13 protein-coding genes are annotated in these 15,430 nt (G+C 60.1%); 7 read left to right on the top strand and 6 right to left on the bottom strand.

Annotated elements, in window-relative coordinates:
• Positions 1 to 24: 24 nt before the first annotated feature.
• The 3 genes from GM668_RS07735 to GM668_RS07725 are packed head-to-tail and all read right to left on the bottom strand — an operon-like array spanning position 25 to position 2,211.
• Complete coding sequence (locus GM668_RS07735; protein ID WP_155438365.1) at positions 25 to 801, bottom strand: BPSS1780 family membrane protein; 777 nt, start codon at positions 799 to 801, stop codon at positions 25 to 27.
• A gap of 3 nt (positions 802 to 804) precedes the next feature.
• A complete protein-coding gene (locus tag GM668_RS07730) occupies positions 805 to 1,761 on the bottom strand; it encodes a homoserine kinase (protein ID WP_155438364.1) in 957 nt (318 codons plus the stop codon).
• A 51-nt stretch (positions 1,762 to 1,812) separates the two neighbouring features.
• Positions 1,813 to 2,211, bottom strand: coding sequence for a hypothetical protein (locus GM668_RS07725; protein ID WP_155438363.1), 399 nt, complete (start codon positions 2,209 to 2,211; stop codon positions 1,813 to 1,815).
• Between the two features lie 188 nt (positions 2,212 to 2,399).
• Here GM668_RS07725 and polA point away from each other — a divergent pair, with 188 nt between their 5' ends.
• Together polA and GM668_RS07715 are read left to right on the top strand one after the other, a co-directional pair.
• Positions 2,400 to 5,171, top strand: a complete 2,772-nt coding sequence (polA, locus tag GM668_RS07720; RefSeq protein ID WP_155438362.1) for a DNA polymerase I — start codon at positions 2,400 to 2,402, stop codon at positions 5,169 to 5,171.
• Between the two features lie 123 nt (positions 5,172 to 5,294).
• Positions 5,295 to 6,047, top strand: coding sequence for a ZIP family metal transporter (locus GM668_RS07715; RefSeq protein WP_155438361.1), 753 nt, complete (start codon positions 5,295 to 5,297; stop codon positions 6,045 to 6,047).
• A gap of 29 nt (positions 6,048 to 6,076) precedes the next feature.
• On the opposite strand, the gene GM668_RS07710 is transcribed toward GM668_RS07715, so the two are convergent.
• The 3 genes from GM668_RS07710 to GM668_RS07700 form a co-directional block, all read right to left on the bottom strand.
• Positions 6,077 to 6,931: a sulfurtransferase gene (locus tag GM668_RS07710; RefSeq protein WP_155438360.1), complete on the bottom strand. Its 855-nt coding sequence runs from the start codon at positions 6,929 to 6,931 to the stop codon at positions 6,077 to 6,079.
• Between the two features lie 11 nt (positions 6,932 to 6,942).
• The gene (locus GM668_RS07705; RefSeq protein ID WP_155438359.1) at positions 6,943 to 7,860 is read right to left on the bottom strand and encodes a DMT family transporter; all 918 of its coding nucleotides are present in this window, start codon (positions 7,858 to 7,860) and stop codon (positions 6,943 to 6,945) included.
• A gap of 67 nt (positions 7,861 to 7,927) precedes the next feature.
• Complete coding sequence (locus GM668_RS07700; protein WP_155438358.1) at positions 7,928 to 9,028, bottom strand: aromatic ring-hydroxylating oxygenase subunit alpha; 1,101 nt, start codon at positions 9,026 to 9,028, stop codon at positions 7,928 to 7,930.
• A gap of 339 nt (positions 9,029 to 9,367) precedes the next feature.
• On the opposite strand from GM668_RS07700, the gene GM668_RS07695 reads away from it, so the two are divergent.
• The 5 genes from GM668_RS07695 (at position 9,368) to GM668_RS07675 (ending at position 15,425) form a co-directional block, all read left to right on the top strand.
• Positions 9,368 to 9,628: an exodeoxyribonuclease VII small subunit gene (locus tag GM668_RS07695; RefSeq protein WP_155438357.1), complete on the top strand. Its 261-nt coding sequence runs from the start codon at positions 9,368 to 9,370 to the stop codon at positions 9,626 to 9,628.
• Positions 9,625 to 10,512, top strand: coding sequence for a polyprenyl synthetase family protein (locus GM668_RS07690; protein ID WP_155438356.1), 888 nt, complete (start codon positions 9,625 to 9,627; stop codon positions 10,510 to 10,512). The genes GM668_RS07695 and GM668_RS07690 overlap by 4 nt, the downstream gene beginning before the upstream one ends.
• Complete coding sequence (dxs, locus tag GM668_RS07685) at positions 10,513 to 12,399, top strand: 1-deoxy-D-xylulose-5-phosphate synthase (protein ID WP_155438355.1); 1,887 nt, start codon at positions 10,513 to 10,515, stop codon at positions 12,397 to 12,399.
• A gap of 105 nt (positions 12,400 to 12,504) precedes the next feature.
• Positions 12,505 to 14,865, top strand: a complete 2,361-nt coding sequence (locus GM668_RS07680) for a YHYH protein (protein ID WP_155438354.1) — start codon at positions 12,505 to 12,507, stop codon at positions 14,863 to 14,865.
• Positions 14,865 to 15,425 carry a hypothetical protein gene (locus GM668_RS07675; RefSeq protein ID WP_155438353.1) on the top strand — a complete coding sequence of 187 codons (561 nt, stop codon included), beginning with the start codon at positions 14,865 to 14,867 and terminating at the stop codon, positions 15,423 to 15,425. Before GM668_RS07680 ends, GM668_RS07675 begins: the two co-directional genes overlap by 1 nt.
• Positions 15,426 to 15,430 lie beyond the last annotated feature (5 nt).

Below are 15,430 nucleotides of genomic sequence, written 5' to 3'. Positions count from 1 at the left end.
GGGCGGCGACGCCGCCCTGCCGCATCATTCAATGGTTTGCTCAGGCGCCACCGGCTGATCCGATGGCGCACCAAAGAAGTGCTTGTAGCACGCATACGAAGCGCACTGGTACAGCACCAGCGCGACGGGGAACAACAGCGCCCGCACCAGCAACTGCGTCGCGTTTTGCCCGAATACATAAGCCAGCACTTGCACCGTAATCATGAAAATCATGACCCAGCACAGCTGGAACACCAGGTAAGCGCGGAAGCTGCGCCAGATCGTGAAGAAGCTGTAGAACAGCGCTTTCCCCACTTTCATCTGCTGCCAGTAAATCAGCATCGGCGACAGCAAGTACGCCATCCCCGCAGGCACGCCGATCACCAGCAGCCAAAAGAACAGGGCGCCAAAGTTGACTTGTTTCAGTGCCGCATCCGGCGTGATTTTCTGCTGCTGCACTTGCAGCGCCACGTCGCCCATGTTCAGCGCGAAGATGCCCATCATGATGGCCATGGCCGCCAGGTACAGCGCGCCCAGCGTAATCAGGCGCGGCAGTGCCGGTGAACGGAAACCTTCGAACAGCACGTGCAACGTGACACGCTGCTGCTTTTCCACGCCCTGGTAAGCGCGCATAAAGCCTATGCAAAACACCGGCGTCAAAATCATGGCCGCCACCGGGCCGACCCACGGCACGATGCTGAGCACTTGCATCAGGAACGAATACGCGATGACCAGCATGGTCAGGCCGCCCGGCTGCTTCATGAACAAGGCAAAGCCTTGTTTGATCCACAGCCAGCCGGTGCTTGCGGGAATTTTGTTCATTGCTTAGTACAGTGCAGGTGCTGCCACGTTGATACGCTCGCGCAAGATGCGTTCAAAGTGCGTCGGATCATGCGGCGTCAGCATTTCAGCTTCGCGCGGCAAATGGAAATCATACAGGCGCGACAGCCAGAAGCGCAGCGCACCGGCGCGCAGCATGGTTTGCCACGATTGCTGTTCTGCCGCCGTGAATGGACGCACTGTGTGGTAGGCGTCCAGCATGGCGCGTACGCGGGCCGTATCAAGGATGCCCGTGTCGAGGTCGATGCACCAGTCGTTGACGGTGACGGCCACGTCGAACAGCCACGTATCGCAGCCGGCGAAATAAAAGTCGAAGAAGCCCGTCAGTTTTTCACCGTCAAACATCACGTTGTTGCGGAACAGGTCGGCGTGCACCGGGCCTTGCTGCAGTTTCTTGTAGAGATCGGACTTGGCGTAGCTGTCCTGGAACTGAATTTCATCACGCAGCAAGGTCGCGGTTTCGGCCGGCATGAATGGCAATACTTGCGGCGCCGCCCAGTGCCACCAGTCCAGGCCACGCAAGTTAGGCTGGTAAGCAGGGTAGTCGAGGCCGGCAACGTGCATTTTTGCCAGCATGGCGCCCACTTCCGCGCAATGCACAGGCTGCGGCGACAGTTGCGAACTGCCCACCAGTTTCGTAACGATGGAGGCCGGTTTGCCATGCAAGGCCACCACCAGCTCGCCTTTGTCGTTCGGGATCGGCGCAGGAACCGCCACGCCGCGGTCGGCCAGGTGGCGCATCAAGTTCAAATAAAACGGCAACTGTTCGAAGGACAGGTTCTCGAAAATCGTGAGGACGTATTCGCCGCTCTCGGTCGTCAGGAAGAAGTTACTGTTTTCAATACCGGACGCGATGCCTTTAATCGCGACCGGTTTGCCGAGGGGGAATTGCGTGATCCACTGGCTGACATCATCCAGGCTGACCGGGGTAAAAACTGCCATGAGAAAGCGGAGCTGTGATAGCTGATAAAAAATTAATAGGAAGGCAAGAAGTTATTTCTTTGGCGGAGGCGGCGCATCGTCAGCCGCCGCATCATCATCCTTTTGCTTGGTTTTCTTCTTGCCAAGGTCAAATTCCATCACCGTCCACTGGGGACCACGGTTGGCCATGCCGGCGGCGTCGCCAGGCAGCGCCGTGCTGGTGGCGGTGTTTTTCGGTTTCACGGTGTAAGTCGAAGGACCGCTTTTGACTTTCACTTCCGTCACGCGGCCGCTGTTGTCGCGTTTTTCCGTGACGGCTTTTTCTTTCGGCTTGTTGGTGACCGTGATCGGGGTGTCAATTTCGTCGATTTTGTCGAGCTTGGGCGGCGCATCGGATGGCGCCTTGGACTGAGCGAATGCCGCATTGCTCAGAGCGAGGATGAGAACTGGCCAGATTGTGGAAAGTCGCATGGTGATATTCGCCTCAGTCGGTTGTGCAGGCGGTTGCTTGCCTTTCCATTGTAACAAACCACTACCATCTCTGTTCTAAAACCCGCTTTTCCCCAGGCCGATTGCATGCACGGAATGCATGCGTGGCCTCCCAAGCCCCCCGGCAGTTCTGCGATAATGGGCAATTCATCTTCACTGTGTTGGCATTTATGCAAAAGACCTTGCTGCTGGTTGACGGTTCCAGTTATCTCTATCGTGCGTACCACGCGCTGCCTGACTTGCGCGGTCCGAATGGCTACCCGACGGGCGCCATGCACGGCATGGTCAACATGCTGCGCCGCCTGCGCGCCGACTTCCCAGCCGCTTACATTGCCTGCGTGTTCGATGCCAAGGGCAAGACGTTCCGCGACGACCTGTATCCGGAATATAAGGCCCATCGTCCGCCAATGCCGGACGATTTGCGCCAGCAAATCGAGCCGATCCACGAAGCCGTGCGCGCCATGGGCTGGCCTCTGCTGATGGTGGACGGCGTGGAAGCGGATGACGTGATCGGCACCTTGGCGGTCGATGCAGTGAAAGCCGACATGGATGTCATCATTTCCACCGGTGACAAGGATATGGCGCAGCTGGTCAATGGCCGTGTCACCTTGATCAACACGATGACCAATGAAAAACTCGATGAAGCGGGCGTGCTGGCGAAATTCGGCGTACCGCCCAACCTGATCATCGATTACCTGACCCTGATCGGCGATACAGTCGATAACGTGCCGGGCGTGACCAAGTGCGGCCCGAAAACCGCCGTCAAATGGCTGACGCAATATGGCACGCTGGATGGCATCATCGCCAGCGCCGATAAAGTCACGGGCGCCGTCGGTGAAAACTTGCGCACCGCGCTGCCATGGCTGCCGCGCGGCCGCGAACTCATCACCATCAAGACGGATTGCGACTTGTCCGCGCACATGATGTCGATTTCCGAATCGCTGATGGCCAGGGATGAAGACAAGGAAGCGCTGATTACGTTCTTTACCACGTACGGCTTCAAGACTTTGCTGCGCGAACTGGGTGGCCTGGCGCCATCGTCCACCGCCACGGCCAAGGCGGCAGCGGCGGCGCCATCTGCCGCGCCACTGGGGCCGGCCACGGGCGACTTGTTTGGCGCGGTGGCGGCGCCGGCCTCCGTGCACTATGAAACCGTGCTGACGGAAGCGCAGCTCAATGAGTGGATTGCCCGCATCGATAAAGCAGAGCTGACTGCCATCGATACGGAAACCACGTCGCTGGAACCGATGACGGCGCAAATGGTGGGTATTTCACTGGCCACGGAACCGGGCCTTGCGTGCTACATCCCGGTCGCGCACAGCTACCAGGGCGTACCGCAGCAGCTGGAACGCGACTATGTACTGGAGCGCCTGAAGCCATGGCTGGAAGACGCGAACAAGCACAAGGTCGGCCAAAACCTGAAATACGACAGCCACATTTTCGCCAACCATGGCGTAAGCCTGCGCGGTATCGTGCACGACACGCTGCTGCAGTCGTACGTCTTTGAATCGCACCACAAGCACGATATGGACAGCCTGGCGCTGCGCCATTTGAACCACACGACGATTCCGTTCACCGACGTGTGCGGCAAGGGCGTCAACCAGATCACGTTCGACCAGGTGGAACTGGGCCGCGCCACGGAATACGCGGCGGAAGATGCGGACATCACGCTGCGCCTGCACCTGGCCATGCACGGCCACGTGGCCAATGATGAAAACTTGAAGCGCATTTACGAAACCATCGAACTGCCGACGGCCATCGTGCTGCAAAAGATCGAGCGTAACGGTGTACGCATCGATCCAGACTTGCTGCGCACGCAGTCGAATGAACTGGGTGCGCGCATCCTGGAACTGGAAAAGAAAGCCCATGAACTGGCCGAGCAGCCGTTTAATTTGGGCTCGCCGAAGCAGATCGGTGAAATCTTCTTCGACAAGCTGAAACTGCCGGTCGTGAAGAAAACCCCGAGCGGCGCGCCATCCACGGATGAAGAAGTGCTGCAAAAGCTGGCGGAAGATTACCCGCTGCCGAAAGTGCTGCTGGAATACCGCGGCATGGCCAAGTTGAAGTCGACGTACACGGACAAGCTGCCTGCCATGATCAACCCGGCCACCAACCGCGTGCATACCAACTATGCGCAGGCCGTGGCGGTGACGGGCCGGCTGGCGTCGAATGACCCGAACTTGCAGAATATCCCGGTGCGCACGGCGGAAGGCCGCCGCATCCGCGAAGCGTTCGTGGCGGCGCCTGGCCACCACATTGTGTCGGCCGACTATTCGCAAATCGAGCTGCGCATCATGGCGCACATCTCGGGCGATGAAAACATGCTGAAGGCGTTCGCGGAAGGGGAAGACATCCACCGCGCGACGGCGGCGGAAATCTTTGGCGTCGCCCCTGCTGACGTCACCAGCGAGCAGCGCCGCTACGCGAAAGTGATTAACTTCGGCCTGATCTATGGCATGAGTGCATTTGGTTTGGCGTCGAACCTGGGCATCGAGCGTGCCGCTGCACAGAATTACATCGACCGCTATTTTGCGCGCTTCTCCGGCGTCAAGCACTATATGGAAGACACCCGCGTGCAGGCGAAAGCGCGCGGCTATGTGGAAACCGTGTTTGGCCGCCGCTTGTGGCTGCCTGAAATCAATTCGCCGAACGGCCCGCGCCGCCAGGCAGCGGAACGCGCAGCGATTAACGCGCCGATGCAAGGCACGGCGGCGGACTTGATCAAGCTGGCCATGGTGGCGGTGCAGGACTGGCTGGAGCGGGAAAACCTGAAAACCAAGATGATCATGCAGGTGCATGATGAACTGGTGCTGGAAGTGCCGGACGACGAGCTTGAACTGGTCAAGGTCAAGGTGCCGGAACTGATGGCAGGCGTGGCGCAGTTGAAGGTGCCGCTGCTGGCGGAAGTTGGCGTGGGCAAGAACTGGGAGGAAGCTCATTGAGTATGAGCTTCCGCGCATAACACCGGCGGGCAAAAATCCGCCGCGGACGTTACAATGTCCGGTTTCATGTGATGCACCCCGTGCGCACGAGGTTTCAAAATCGATTCCACTCTCATTTCCATCCTGCTGGCAACCACGATCGGCGGCGTCATCAGCCTGACGGCGGCTGCGGTGTTTTCTTTTACCTTGCTGGCCAAGGTGGTGGAACGCATGGTCAGCCTGTCTGTCGGTATCATGCTGTCGACGTCGCTGCTGCACGCGCTGCCGGAAGCGTTTGAATCCGGGGCCGACCCGCGCACCTTGTTTGCGACGTTATTGGGTGGCTTGCTGGCGTTCTTTATGCTGGAAAAGCTGGCGATCCTGCGCCATTCGCACCATCACGAGGGCGATGGCCACCACCATTCGCATGGCCATGACAAGCGCGAAGCAGGCAAGGCTGGCTGGATGATCCTGGTCGGCGACGGCATGCACAATTTCACGGACGGCATCTTGATCGCGGCGGCGTTCCTGGCCGATCCGGGCCTGGGCCTGGTGACGGGCGTGGCCATCATTGCCCATGAAATCCCGCAGGAAATCGGCGACTTTATCGTGCTGTTGAATGCGGGCTTTTCGCGCACCCGTGCGTATGTGTACAACCTGCTGTGCAGCCTGCTGGCTGTCGGTGGCGGCTTGCTGGGCTACTTTACGCTGGAAAAAGCCAGCGGCATGATTCCCTACGTGCTGGTGTTTGCTTCGTCCGGGTTTATTTATATTGCCGTCAGTGATTTGATGCCGCAAATGCAGCGGCGGGCGACGCTGAAGGAAACCATACCGCAGGTACTGCTGATTACCTTGGGCGTGTGTATCGTGCTGTTCCTGACTGCCCACCGCCACTAAGAATAAAGGCCGCTTTCGCGGCCTTTGCTTTATGCGGCGCCCGTTGCTACCGGGCGGGATTTATCCGAGCACCACTCGCTCCACGACCCCGGATATAGTGCGGCGCCATGCAGCCCCGCCAGTTCCATCGCCAGCAAGTTATGGCACGCCGTCACGCCGGAGCCGCACTGCATAATGGCCTGGGACGGATTGCTGAACAAATGGCTGAACTCCTGCTTCAGCTGCGCACCCGGCTTGAAGCGCCCATCCGGCTGCAAGTTATCCTTGAAGAAGCGGTTTTTCGCGCCTGGGATGTGGCCGCCGACCGGATCGATGGTTTCATTCTCGCCGCGGAAGCGGTCATGGGCGCGCGCATCGATGACCTGGCGGCGGCCGTGGCTGACGTTTTCCAGCACTTCCGCCACCGTCACGGTCGACGTCAGGGTAGGGCGTTCCGTGATGTGGCCGCGCGGGCGGCCCACGGTTGGCGTCACCAGCGGCAAGCCTTCGGCCTGCCATGCAGCCAGGCCGCCGTCGAGCACGGCCACGGCCTCGTGGCCGATCCAGCGCAGCATCCACCACAGGCGCGCCGCATACATGCCGCCGTGCGCGTCATATCCCACCACCTGGGTATCATCATTGATGCCCCAGTTGCGCAGCGTTTCAATGAAGGCATGGCGGTCCGGCAGCGGGTGGCGGCCTTTGAAAATGCCGTCCAGCGCAGCTTTCGGGCCCGACAAGTCGTCGTCAATACTGGCAAACTGTGCATTCTGGATGTGGCCGATGGCGAAGCCTTCGCGGCCGGCATTGGGCATCAGCAAGTCGTGGCGGCAATCGAGGATGACCCACTTCGGGTCCGTCAAATGCTGCGCCAAAGTCTCCGCGCTGATCAGGGTGGTATGCATATTTGTTGTCCTTATTCGCTGGCGATGGGATCGGTATCGGCAATGGCCTTGCCGCGTTCCGTACTGCGCGTATTGTAAAACGTTGCAGCGCTGCCTGACGCGAGAATGATGGCGATGCCCAGCCACGAATGCCAGTCAAAGGAATCCGCAAACACCAGCACGCCCCAGATACTGGAAAACACGATGCCCGTGTACTGCAAGTTCGCCACCACCAGCGTCTTGCCGAGGCGGTAAGCGCGCGTCATGGCGACCTGGGCCGACGTGGCCAGCAAGCCGATCCCCAGCAGCAGCGCGGCATTGCGCCAGCTGCCGATGGCATGCCACGACATCAAGCCGCCGCCTTCCAGCATGTGGCCGCCGACGCCGGCCAGCAAATTCGACACGCAGAAATAAAACACGACGCGGTGTTCCGGCTCGCCCAGCTGTCCCAGCTTGCGCACTTGCAGGTACGCCATGGCCGTCAGCACGGACGAGCCCAGCGCCATCAGGGCCGGCTGCAGCAGGTTTTTCTCGAACGCGGGCTGCAACAGCAGCACGACGCCGACAAAGCTCATGAACACGGCGCCGATCAGCGGCCATTCGATATGGCCCGTGCGGTGCCACCAGCCGTGCGTGAACAGCCACACGGCCATCCAGATCGGCGCCATGTAATTGAGCGTCATGGCAGTGGCCAGCGGCAATTGGCCGATCGAGTGGAACCACAGCCACAGCGACATCACACCCACCACGCCGCGCCACGCATGGGCCCATGCAAAGCGGGTCTTCAGGGTTTCGCCTTGCAGGCGCATCATCGTGTACAGGATCGTCATGCCGATGATGCCGCGGTACATGACCAGTTCAGACGTGGTATAGGTTTCAGAAGCCAGCTTCACGCACACGCCCATGGCGGCGAACAGGAAACTGGCCAGTAGCATCCAGAGGGAGTGCATTGGTGGCCTTTAAAACACTAAGGGCGCGGGGCGGATCTTCCGATCCACCGCCGCGCCCGCGAATTACTTAAACATCGAGCTTACTTCGGTACCACTCATGGAAGTGCTGCATGCCGTCTTCCATCGGCGACTGGTATGGGCCGGCATCGTTTTCGCCCCGTTCCATCAGGATCTTGCGTCCCGCATCCATGCGCAGCGCGATTTCATCGTCTTCCACGCACGTCTCCATATAAGCCGCGCGTTCCGCATCGACGAATTCGCGCTCGAACAGCACGATTTCTTCCGGATAGTAGAACTCCACCACGTTGCGGGTCTTCTGCGGTCCCAGCGGCCACAAGGTCGATACCACCAGCACGTGCGGATACCACTCGACCATGATGTTCGGGTACAGCGTCAGCCAGATCGCGCCATAGGGCGGCGGTTCGCCATTGCGGAACTTGAGTACTTGCTCGTGCCACTTCTGGTAGATGGGCGAGCCGGATTTGCGCAAGCCGCGGTTGACGCCGACGGTTTGAACGCTGTAATCGGCGCCGAATTCCCAGCGCAAGTCATCGCAGCTGACGAACGCGCCCAGGCCCGGGTGGAAAGGCTCGACGTGGTAATCCTCCAGGTAGACTTCAATAAACGTCTTCCAGTTGTAATCGCAGTCGTGCACTTCCACGTGGTCGAACATGTAGCCGGAAAAGTCCAGGTCTTTCGTGACCGACAGATCCTTCAGCTTGTCCATGACGTTGTAGCCGTTTTGCTCGAACAGCAAGCCATTCCAGCTTTGCAGCTTCGCCTTCGGCAAGTTCAGGCACGGCGTTTCCGCAAAATGCGGCGCACCGATCAATTCGCCCTTGAGGTCATAGGTCCAGCGGTGCAGCGGACACACAATGGTATTGGCATTGCCGCGGCCATTGAACATCACTGCCTGGCGGTGACGGCACACATTGGACAAGACTTCCAGGCCATTGGCGTTCCGCACCAGCATGCGCCCTTCATTTTCCGCCGCCAGCGTCATAAAGTCGCCCGCGTTCGGCACCATCAATTCATGCCCGACATAGCGCGGGCCGGCTTTAAACAGAGACTGCATTTCACGCTGCAGCAGCGTTTTGTCAAAGTAGACGTTTACTGGAAGTTGCGCGCTCGAGCGCGCCAGCATGGCGTGGGTAGCCAGATCGGACATCCCAACCCCCCTTAATTAATGTACAGCAACCAAGAAGAGACAGAATCCGTAAAGACCTGTTGTCAGTTAAGGAAACGGTATTTCGGACAGAACCGGAGATTATACCGTGAAAAGGCGTCAAGCAGGATGAAATGGCACAATCATTCCATTAATAGCAGTGAAAAATCGCATGCCGGCTGTGGCGTTGTTGCAAATTAATAATCATTAATGCAACTCATCGGGAGTGGCAGACGTGCCATTTTTCAACCTCATTCGTTGGTTTGTTCTAAAATAACGGGCTACACTGCGCCGGCAGGCTGACTGTCTGGCCATATTGCGCAGATATCCTATTAAATGCTTATGTCTAAAAAACTGAATTCCGAACCGGCCAGCCCCGTCCCCGCTGCGCCGGTTTCCTTTGAGGAAGCGATGGCTGAATTGGCCGCGCTGGTGACGCAAATGGAATCGGGTCAATTGCCGCTGGAAGCGTCGGTCGCTGCGTATGCGCGCGGTTCGGAACTGGTGAAATATTGTGCAGGTCAGCTCGATAAGGTCGAGTCGCAAGTGAAAGTATTGGAAGGCGATATGCTGAAACCGTTTGCTGATGAGGTGCAGGCATGAGCGCCACGTTCCAGGATTGGATGAAAACCATCCAGGCCGGCATGGAAACCGACATGGACGGCTACCTGCCTGCCGCTGGTACGGAACCAGCGAAATTGCATGACGCGATGCGTTATGCATTGCTGGGCGGCGGCAAACGCGTGCGCCCGCTGCTGGTGTATGCGGCCGGCGAATTGTCCGGCGCCGATAGCGCCGTGCTGTCGCGCGCTGCGGCCGCCGTGGAAATGATTCACGCCTATTCGCTGGTGCACGACGATATGCCGTGCATGGATGATGATGAACTGCGCCGTGGCAAACCCACGGTGCACGTTGCCTATGACGAAGCCACCGCGCTGCTGGTGGGCGATGCGTTGCAGGCGCAAGCGTTTTTGGTCTTGGCTGACGCGAGCTTGCCTTCGGCGCGCCAGGTACAGATGTTGCGCCTGCTGGCCCACGCGGCTGGTTCGGCCGGGATGTGCGGCGGCCAGGCCATCGACCTGGACAGCGTTGGCATCAGTTTGTCGCTGGAACAGCTGGAGCGCATGCACCAGCTGAAAACAGGCGCCTTGCTGCGCGCGTCGGTGGTATTGGGTGCGCTGGCCGGCAAGGACTTGTCGATTGAAGAAATGACGGCGCTGAACGTGTATGCGCGCGCCATCGGCCTGGCGTTCCAGGTGGTGGACGACGTGCTGGACGCCACGGCGGATTCGGCCACGCTGGGCAAGACGGCAGGCAAAGATGCCGCCGACAACAAGCCCACGTATGTATCGATCCTGGGCCTGGAACCGTCGCGCGCACTGGCGGAAAAACTGCGGCAGGAAGCGCATGCGGCGCTGGCGCCATTTGGAGACAAAGCACTGCGGTTACGCGAACTGGCGGACCTGATCGTGCAGCGGAAGGCTTAAATGAACTTGCTAGACAATATCGATGATCCGGCGGACGTGCGCAAACTGGCGCGCCACCAATTGACGCCGCTGGCGCATGAATTGCGCCATTACCTGCTCGACAGCGTGTCGAAAACCGGCGGCCACCTGTCTTCCAACCTGGGCACGGTGGAATTGACGGTTGCGCTGCACTACGTGTTCAACACGCCCTATGACCGTATCGTGTGGGACGTGGGCCACCAGACCTACTCGCACAAGATCTTGACGGGCCGCCGCAAGCAGATGCACACGCTGCGCCAGATGGATGGCATTTCCGGCTTCCCGCGCCGCGTGGAAAGCGAATACGACACATTTGGCACGGCCCACTCGTCGACGTCGATTTCCGCTGCGCTGGGCATGGCGCAGGCAGCCAAGATCAAGGGCGAACACCGCCACGCGATTGCCGTCATTGGCGATGGCTCGATGACGGCCGGCATGGCGTTTGAAGCGCTGAATAATGCTGGCGTGCAGGAAGACTTGAACTTGCTGGTGATCTTGAACGACAACGACATGTCGATTTCGCCGCCGGTGGGGGCATTGAACCGCTACCTGGCGCGTTTGATGTCGGGCCAGTTTTACGCGGCCGCGAAAAACGTCGGCAAGTCCGTGCTGCCCGCGCCAGTGCTGGAACTGGCCAAGCGTTTCGAAGAACACGCAAAAGGCATGGTGGTGCCGGCCACGATGTTCGAGGAATTCGGTTTCAACTACATCGGTCCGATCGATGGCCACGACCTGGAATCCTTGATCCCTACGCTGGAAAACATCAAGAAGCTGAAAGGCCCGCAATTCCTGCACGTGGTGACGAAAAAAGGCCAGGGCTACAAGCTGGCCGAGGCGGAACCGATCCTGTACCACGGCACGCCTAAATTCAATCCGGCCGAAGGCATCAAGCCGTCGGCCACGCCGGCGAAAATCACGTACACGGAAGTCTTCGGCAACTGGCTGTGCGACATGGCGAAACAGGACAAGCGCCTGGTCGGCATCACGCCTGCCATGCGCGAAGGTTCCGGCATGGTGCGTTTTGAAAAGGAAAACCCGGACCGCTACTTCGACGTGGGCATCGCTGAACAGCATGCCGTCACGTTTGGCGCGGGCCTGGCTTGCGAAGGCTTGAAACCGGTGGTGGCGATTTATTCGACTTTCCTGCAGCGCGCTTACGACCAGCTGATCCACGACGTGGCGCTGCAAAACCTGGACGTCACGTTTGCGCTGGACCGCGCCGGACTGGTGGGCGCCGATGGCGCAACCCATGCGGGCAACTATGACCTGGCGTACCTGCGCTGCATCCCGAACATGGTGGTGATGGCGCCATCCGATGAAAACGAATGCCGCCAGATGCTGACCACCGGCTACCATTACGAAGGCCCGGCTGCGGTCCGCTATCCGCGCGGCGCCGGCATCGGCGCGGCCATCGCTCCTGCGCTGACCACGATTGAAATCGGCAAAGGTGAAGTCAAGCGCCAGGGCAAGAAGATTGCCATCCTGGCATTTGGCTCGATGGTGGCGCCAAGCCTGGGCGCGGCGGAACAGCTCGATGCGACTGTGGCCAACATGCGCTTCGTGAAACCGCTGGACGTGGAACTGGTCAAGCTGCTGGCCGCCACGCACGATGTACTGGTGACCGTCGAAGAAGGCTGCATCATGGGCGGCGCGGGCGCCGCCGTGGCGGAAGCGCTGGCGAATGAAGCCATCGTCAAGCCAGTGCTGATGCTGGGCTTGCCGGACAAGTTCATTGACCATGGCGATCCGGCCAAGCTGCTGTCGCTGGCCGGCCTGGATGCCAATGGCATTGCCGCCTCCATCAAGGCCCGCTTTGGCACACTCCCAGCCGGTTCGGACGAACCCCGCCTGGTCGTCAACAACGGCTAAGCGGTACCCAACTGTTGCGCGGATGCCAATTTATCCGCGCAACTCCCTGCTTTCTCCACAATTGCACGCGATAATGGCCGTTCGACTAATGCGGAGGGGCAACTTATGCGTGCGATTCATGCTTCCGTTCTGATAGCCGCCAGTCTGGCGGGACTGGCAGGCTTAACGGGATGTGGCGGCAGCGACCAGCCATCCAGCCAGCGCCTGCAAATGGGCGCAGCCCCGTCTACCGAACCGGTCAAAGCCGACCCCACTGCCGCAGGCGCGACGCAGACATTCACCGGCAAACGCAGCGAATACACGATTACCGCGGAAGGTTCCGGTTTCATCGTGACCCCGGTCAACGGCGGCGCCTCAGTCACCGTGACCAGCAAGCAGTTGCTGGCCTTTTCCGATTTGAACGTATCGTTTGATGTTACAGGTACGGCCGGCAAAGCTTATCGCTTGTACCAGGCGGCATTCGGCCGGGTTCCGGACACGGCCGGGCTGGGTTACTGGATCGATGCGATGGACCGTAACGGCCTGAATTTGCGTACGGTTGCCGGCTATTTCCTGTCTTCCGAGGAATCCATTGCGCTGTATGGCAAGTCGCCAACCAATGCTGCGCTGGTGAAGGCGTTTTACCGCAATGTGCTGGGCCGCGAGCCGGACGCCGGAGGCGAAGCGTACTGGAACAATATCCTGGATACCAAAGCCACGGACGTGCCGGACGTGCTGCAGTATTTCAGCGAAGGCGAGGAGAATACCCAGCGCGTCTTGCCGGCCATCCGCAATGGCATTGCCTATAAGCCGTTCGGGAAGCCCGCTGGCACCGTACCGGACGCGCCGCAGATCGGCGCCGCCACGGCAGGCAATGGCAGCGCCAGTATCGCCTTTACTGCGCCGTCGCAAGCTGGCAGTTCGCCGGTCACCGGCTATACCGCGTCCTGCGTGGCGGGAACTGCCACGGTCACGGCCCAAGGCACCGCCAGCCCGCTGGCCGTCATGGGCCTGGCCAACGGCACGATGTACACCTGCTCGGTGATTGCCACGAATGCAGCCGGCAACAGTGCGGCATCCGGCACGGTGAGCGTGACGCCGGCGGCCGGGACCAGTTCATCGGGCTTTACCGTCACGTCGGCAGCGGGTGTGGAAGGCGCCACGATGCCCAATACGTATACGTGCGATGGCAGCAGCAAGTCGCCGCCGCTGGCCTGGAGCGGCGCTCCGGCCAATACGCAAAGCTACGCGGTCGTGATGAGCACCATCCCCGGCCCCGGCAGCGTCAAATACAACTGGCTGCTGTATAACATCCCCGCGTCCGTCACCAGCCTGGCCGTGAACAGCACTGGCGTGGGCACGCTGGGCTTTGCCGATGATGGCGCGGGCCTTGGCTATGCGGCGCCTTGCTCGTCCGGCGCAGGCACCAAGACGTACACGTACACCGTGTATGCGCTGTCGGCAGCGCCCAACCTGTCGGCGTACACAGCCAGCCAGGTCACAGGCAGCGTGCTGACGCAGGCGCTGGCGCCGGTGACCCTGAAAACCGCGGCATTGAACTTGCTGAATACCCCCACGCAGGCCACGTTGAATTGCCTGTCCATGCAGCGCGCCATCGGTCCCTATGAAAAGGCCAACAGCCTTGGTATTACATGCGATGACACGTATGCCTACTTCAGCACGTACGGCATCCAGACTGCGCACCCGATGATGAAAGGGATTACGCAAACCATCCTGCAAGTGCCGACGCCGCAGAACTTCACGGGCTCGAATGCGTGGAAGATCCCGCTGAACCCGGCCATTGCGGCCAACACGACGACAGCAGTCGATGGCCCGATCGGCCTGGCCATCAACGGCATCCCGATCTTCAATCCGTGCAAGCAGGGCGGCTGCGATACCTCGACCGGTGGCGGCGATACCAAGGTGCAGGGTGAACTGGATATCTGTAACGGCCATGCCGGCCGCGCGGACGATTACCACTACCATGCGGCGCCGGTCTGCATGATGGCGGACCAGAGTTCCAGCTACTGGGATACCCATCCGATTGGCTGGGCGCTGGATGGCTTTGCGATCTTTGGCTACAACAATCCTGATGGCACCACGGCCACGCGCGATGCCGTGTGCGGCGGCAATACGCTGTCGCACCCGAACGCACCGTCGGGCTATGCGTACCATGTGACGGATGCCAGCCCGTACATCCTGTCGTGCTTCCGTGGCACGCCAAGTCCGGATCTGGCAGGGCAGGGCGGCAAGTTCGCCGTCCTGCATAGCCCGCAAGGCCCGGGCGGCGGTTCCGGCGTCTCCAACATGACGCTGAATGCGTCGGCAGCCAGCCTGGCGATCGGCGGCACGACGACGCTGGAATGGGAGCAGGGCAGCAACAAGTATCAAATCCTGTATTCCCGCACCAGCAGCGTGTGCTGGAACTTTGTATTTAAAACCAATGGCGTGCAAACCGCCACGGAAACGGATTGCAGGAAGTTTTAATGAAGCAGTCGATTGCAGCAGTGGTACTGTGCATGGCCGGCCTGACGGCTGGCCATGCGCACGAAATGGAGTCGAACCGCGCGACCTTGGTGCTGCGCGAAGGTGGGCACTTGTCGCTGACTTTATACCTCGACTATGCGCAAGCGCTGCACCAGGCGCTGGCCCCAAGCCGCCCGTTTGAAGAATTCATGCTGACGCACGCCACCATGCCTGCAGCGCAATTCCAGCAGGCGCTCGATGGCGCGCACCGCAAGTTTGAGCAGGCCACGCGCGCGGCAGTCAAAGCAGGGCAGCCGCTGGCATTCCGTGGCTGGCAATGGCCGGCCGCTGCGCAAGTGCAGCAAAAATTGCGGGAGCGGGCTATGACGCTGGTGCGCATGCAGGGTGCGCACAGCCATGAAGCGCCGCTGGAAGTGCGGGCGGAATTGGCGGCCGGCGAGGATTTCCATTCGCTGAAAATGCAGTTTCCTGCCGAGTTCCGCGACGTGCTGGTGGTGTCTTACCGGCCTGCCCAGGTGTGGGTGAAACCAGACCAGCCGTCTCCCGCTGTCGTGTTCTGAAGCGT

Origin of the sequence: Pseudoduganella ginsengisoli (assembly GCF_009720865.1) — a bacterium.
GTDB lineage: Bacteria > Pseudomonadota > Gammaproteobacteria > Burkholderiales > Burkholderiaceae_D > Rugamonas > Rugamonas ginsengisoli.
Note: the sequence above shows the minus strand (reverse complement) of the source record. Positions and strands in the feature narration are given on the sequence as shown.

Coding starts and splice junctions, on each gene's coding strand:
- GM668_RS07735 (WP_155438365.1), bottom strand. CDS start 801: ATGAACAAAATTCCCGCAAGCACCGGCTGGCTGTGGATCAAACAAGGC.
- GM668_RS07730 (WP_155438364.1), bottom strand. CDS start 1,761: ATGGCAGTTTTTACCCCGGTCAGCCTGGATGATGTCAGCCAGTGGATC.
- GM668_RS07725 (WP_155438363.1), bottom strand. CDS start 2,211: ATGCGACTTTCCACAATCTGGCCAGTTCTCATCCTCGCTCTGAGCAAT.
- polA (WP_155438362.1), top strand. CDS start 2,400: ATGCAAAAGACCTTGCTGCTGGTTGACGGTTCCAGTTATCTCTATCGT.
- GM668_RS07710 (WP_155438360.1), bottom strand. CDS start 6,931: ATGCATACCACCCTGATCAGCGCGGAGACTTTGGCGCAGCATTTGACG.
- GM668_RS07705 (WP_155438359.1), bottom strand. CDS start 7,860: ATGCACTCCCTCTGGATGCTACTGGCCAGTTTCCTGTTCGCCGCCATG.
- GM668_RS07700 (WP_155438358.1), bottom strand. CDS start 9,028: ATGTCCGATCTGGCTACCCACGCCATGCTGGCGCGCTCGAGCGCGCAA.
- GM668_RS07695 (WP_155438357.1), top strand. CDS start 9,368: ATGTCTAAAAAACTGAATTCCGAACCGGCCAGCCCCGTCCCCGCTGCG.
- GM668_RS07690 (WP_155438356.1), top strand. CDS start 9,625: ATGAGCGCCACGTTCCAGGATTGGATGAAAACCATCCAGGCCGGCATG.
- dxs (WP_155438355.1), top strand. CDS start 10,513: ATGAACTTGCTAGACAATATCGATGATCCGGCGGACGTGCGCAAACTG.
- GM668_RS07680 (WP_155438354.1), top strand. CDS start 12,505: ATGCGTGCGATTCATGCTTCCGTTCTGATAGCCGCCAGTCTGGCGGGA.
- GM668_RS07675 (WP_155438353.1), top strand. CDS start 14,865: ATGAAGCAGTCGATTGCAGCAGTGGTACTGTGCATGGCCGGCCTGACG.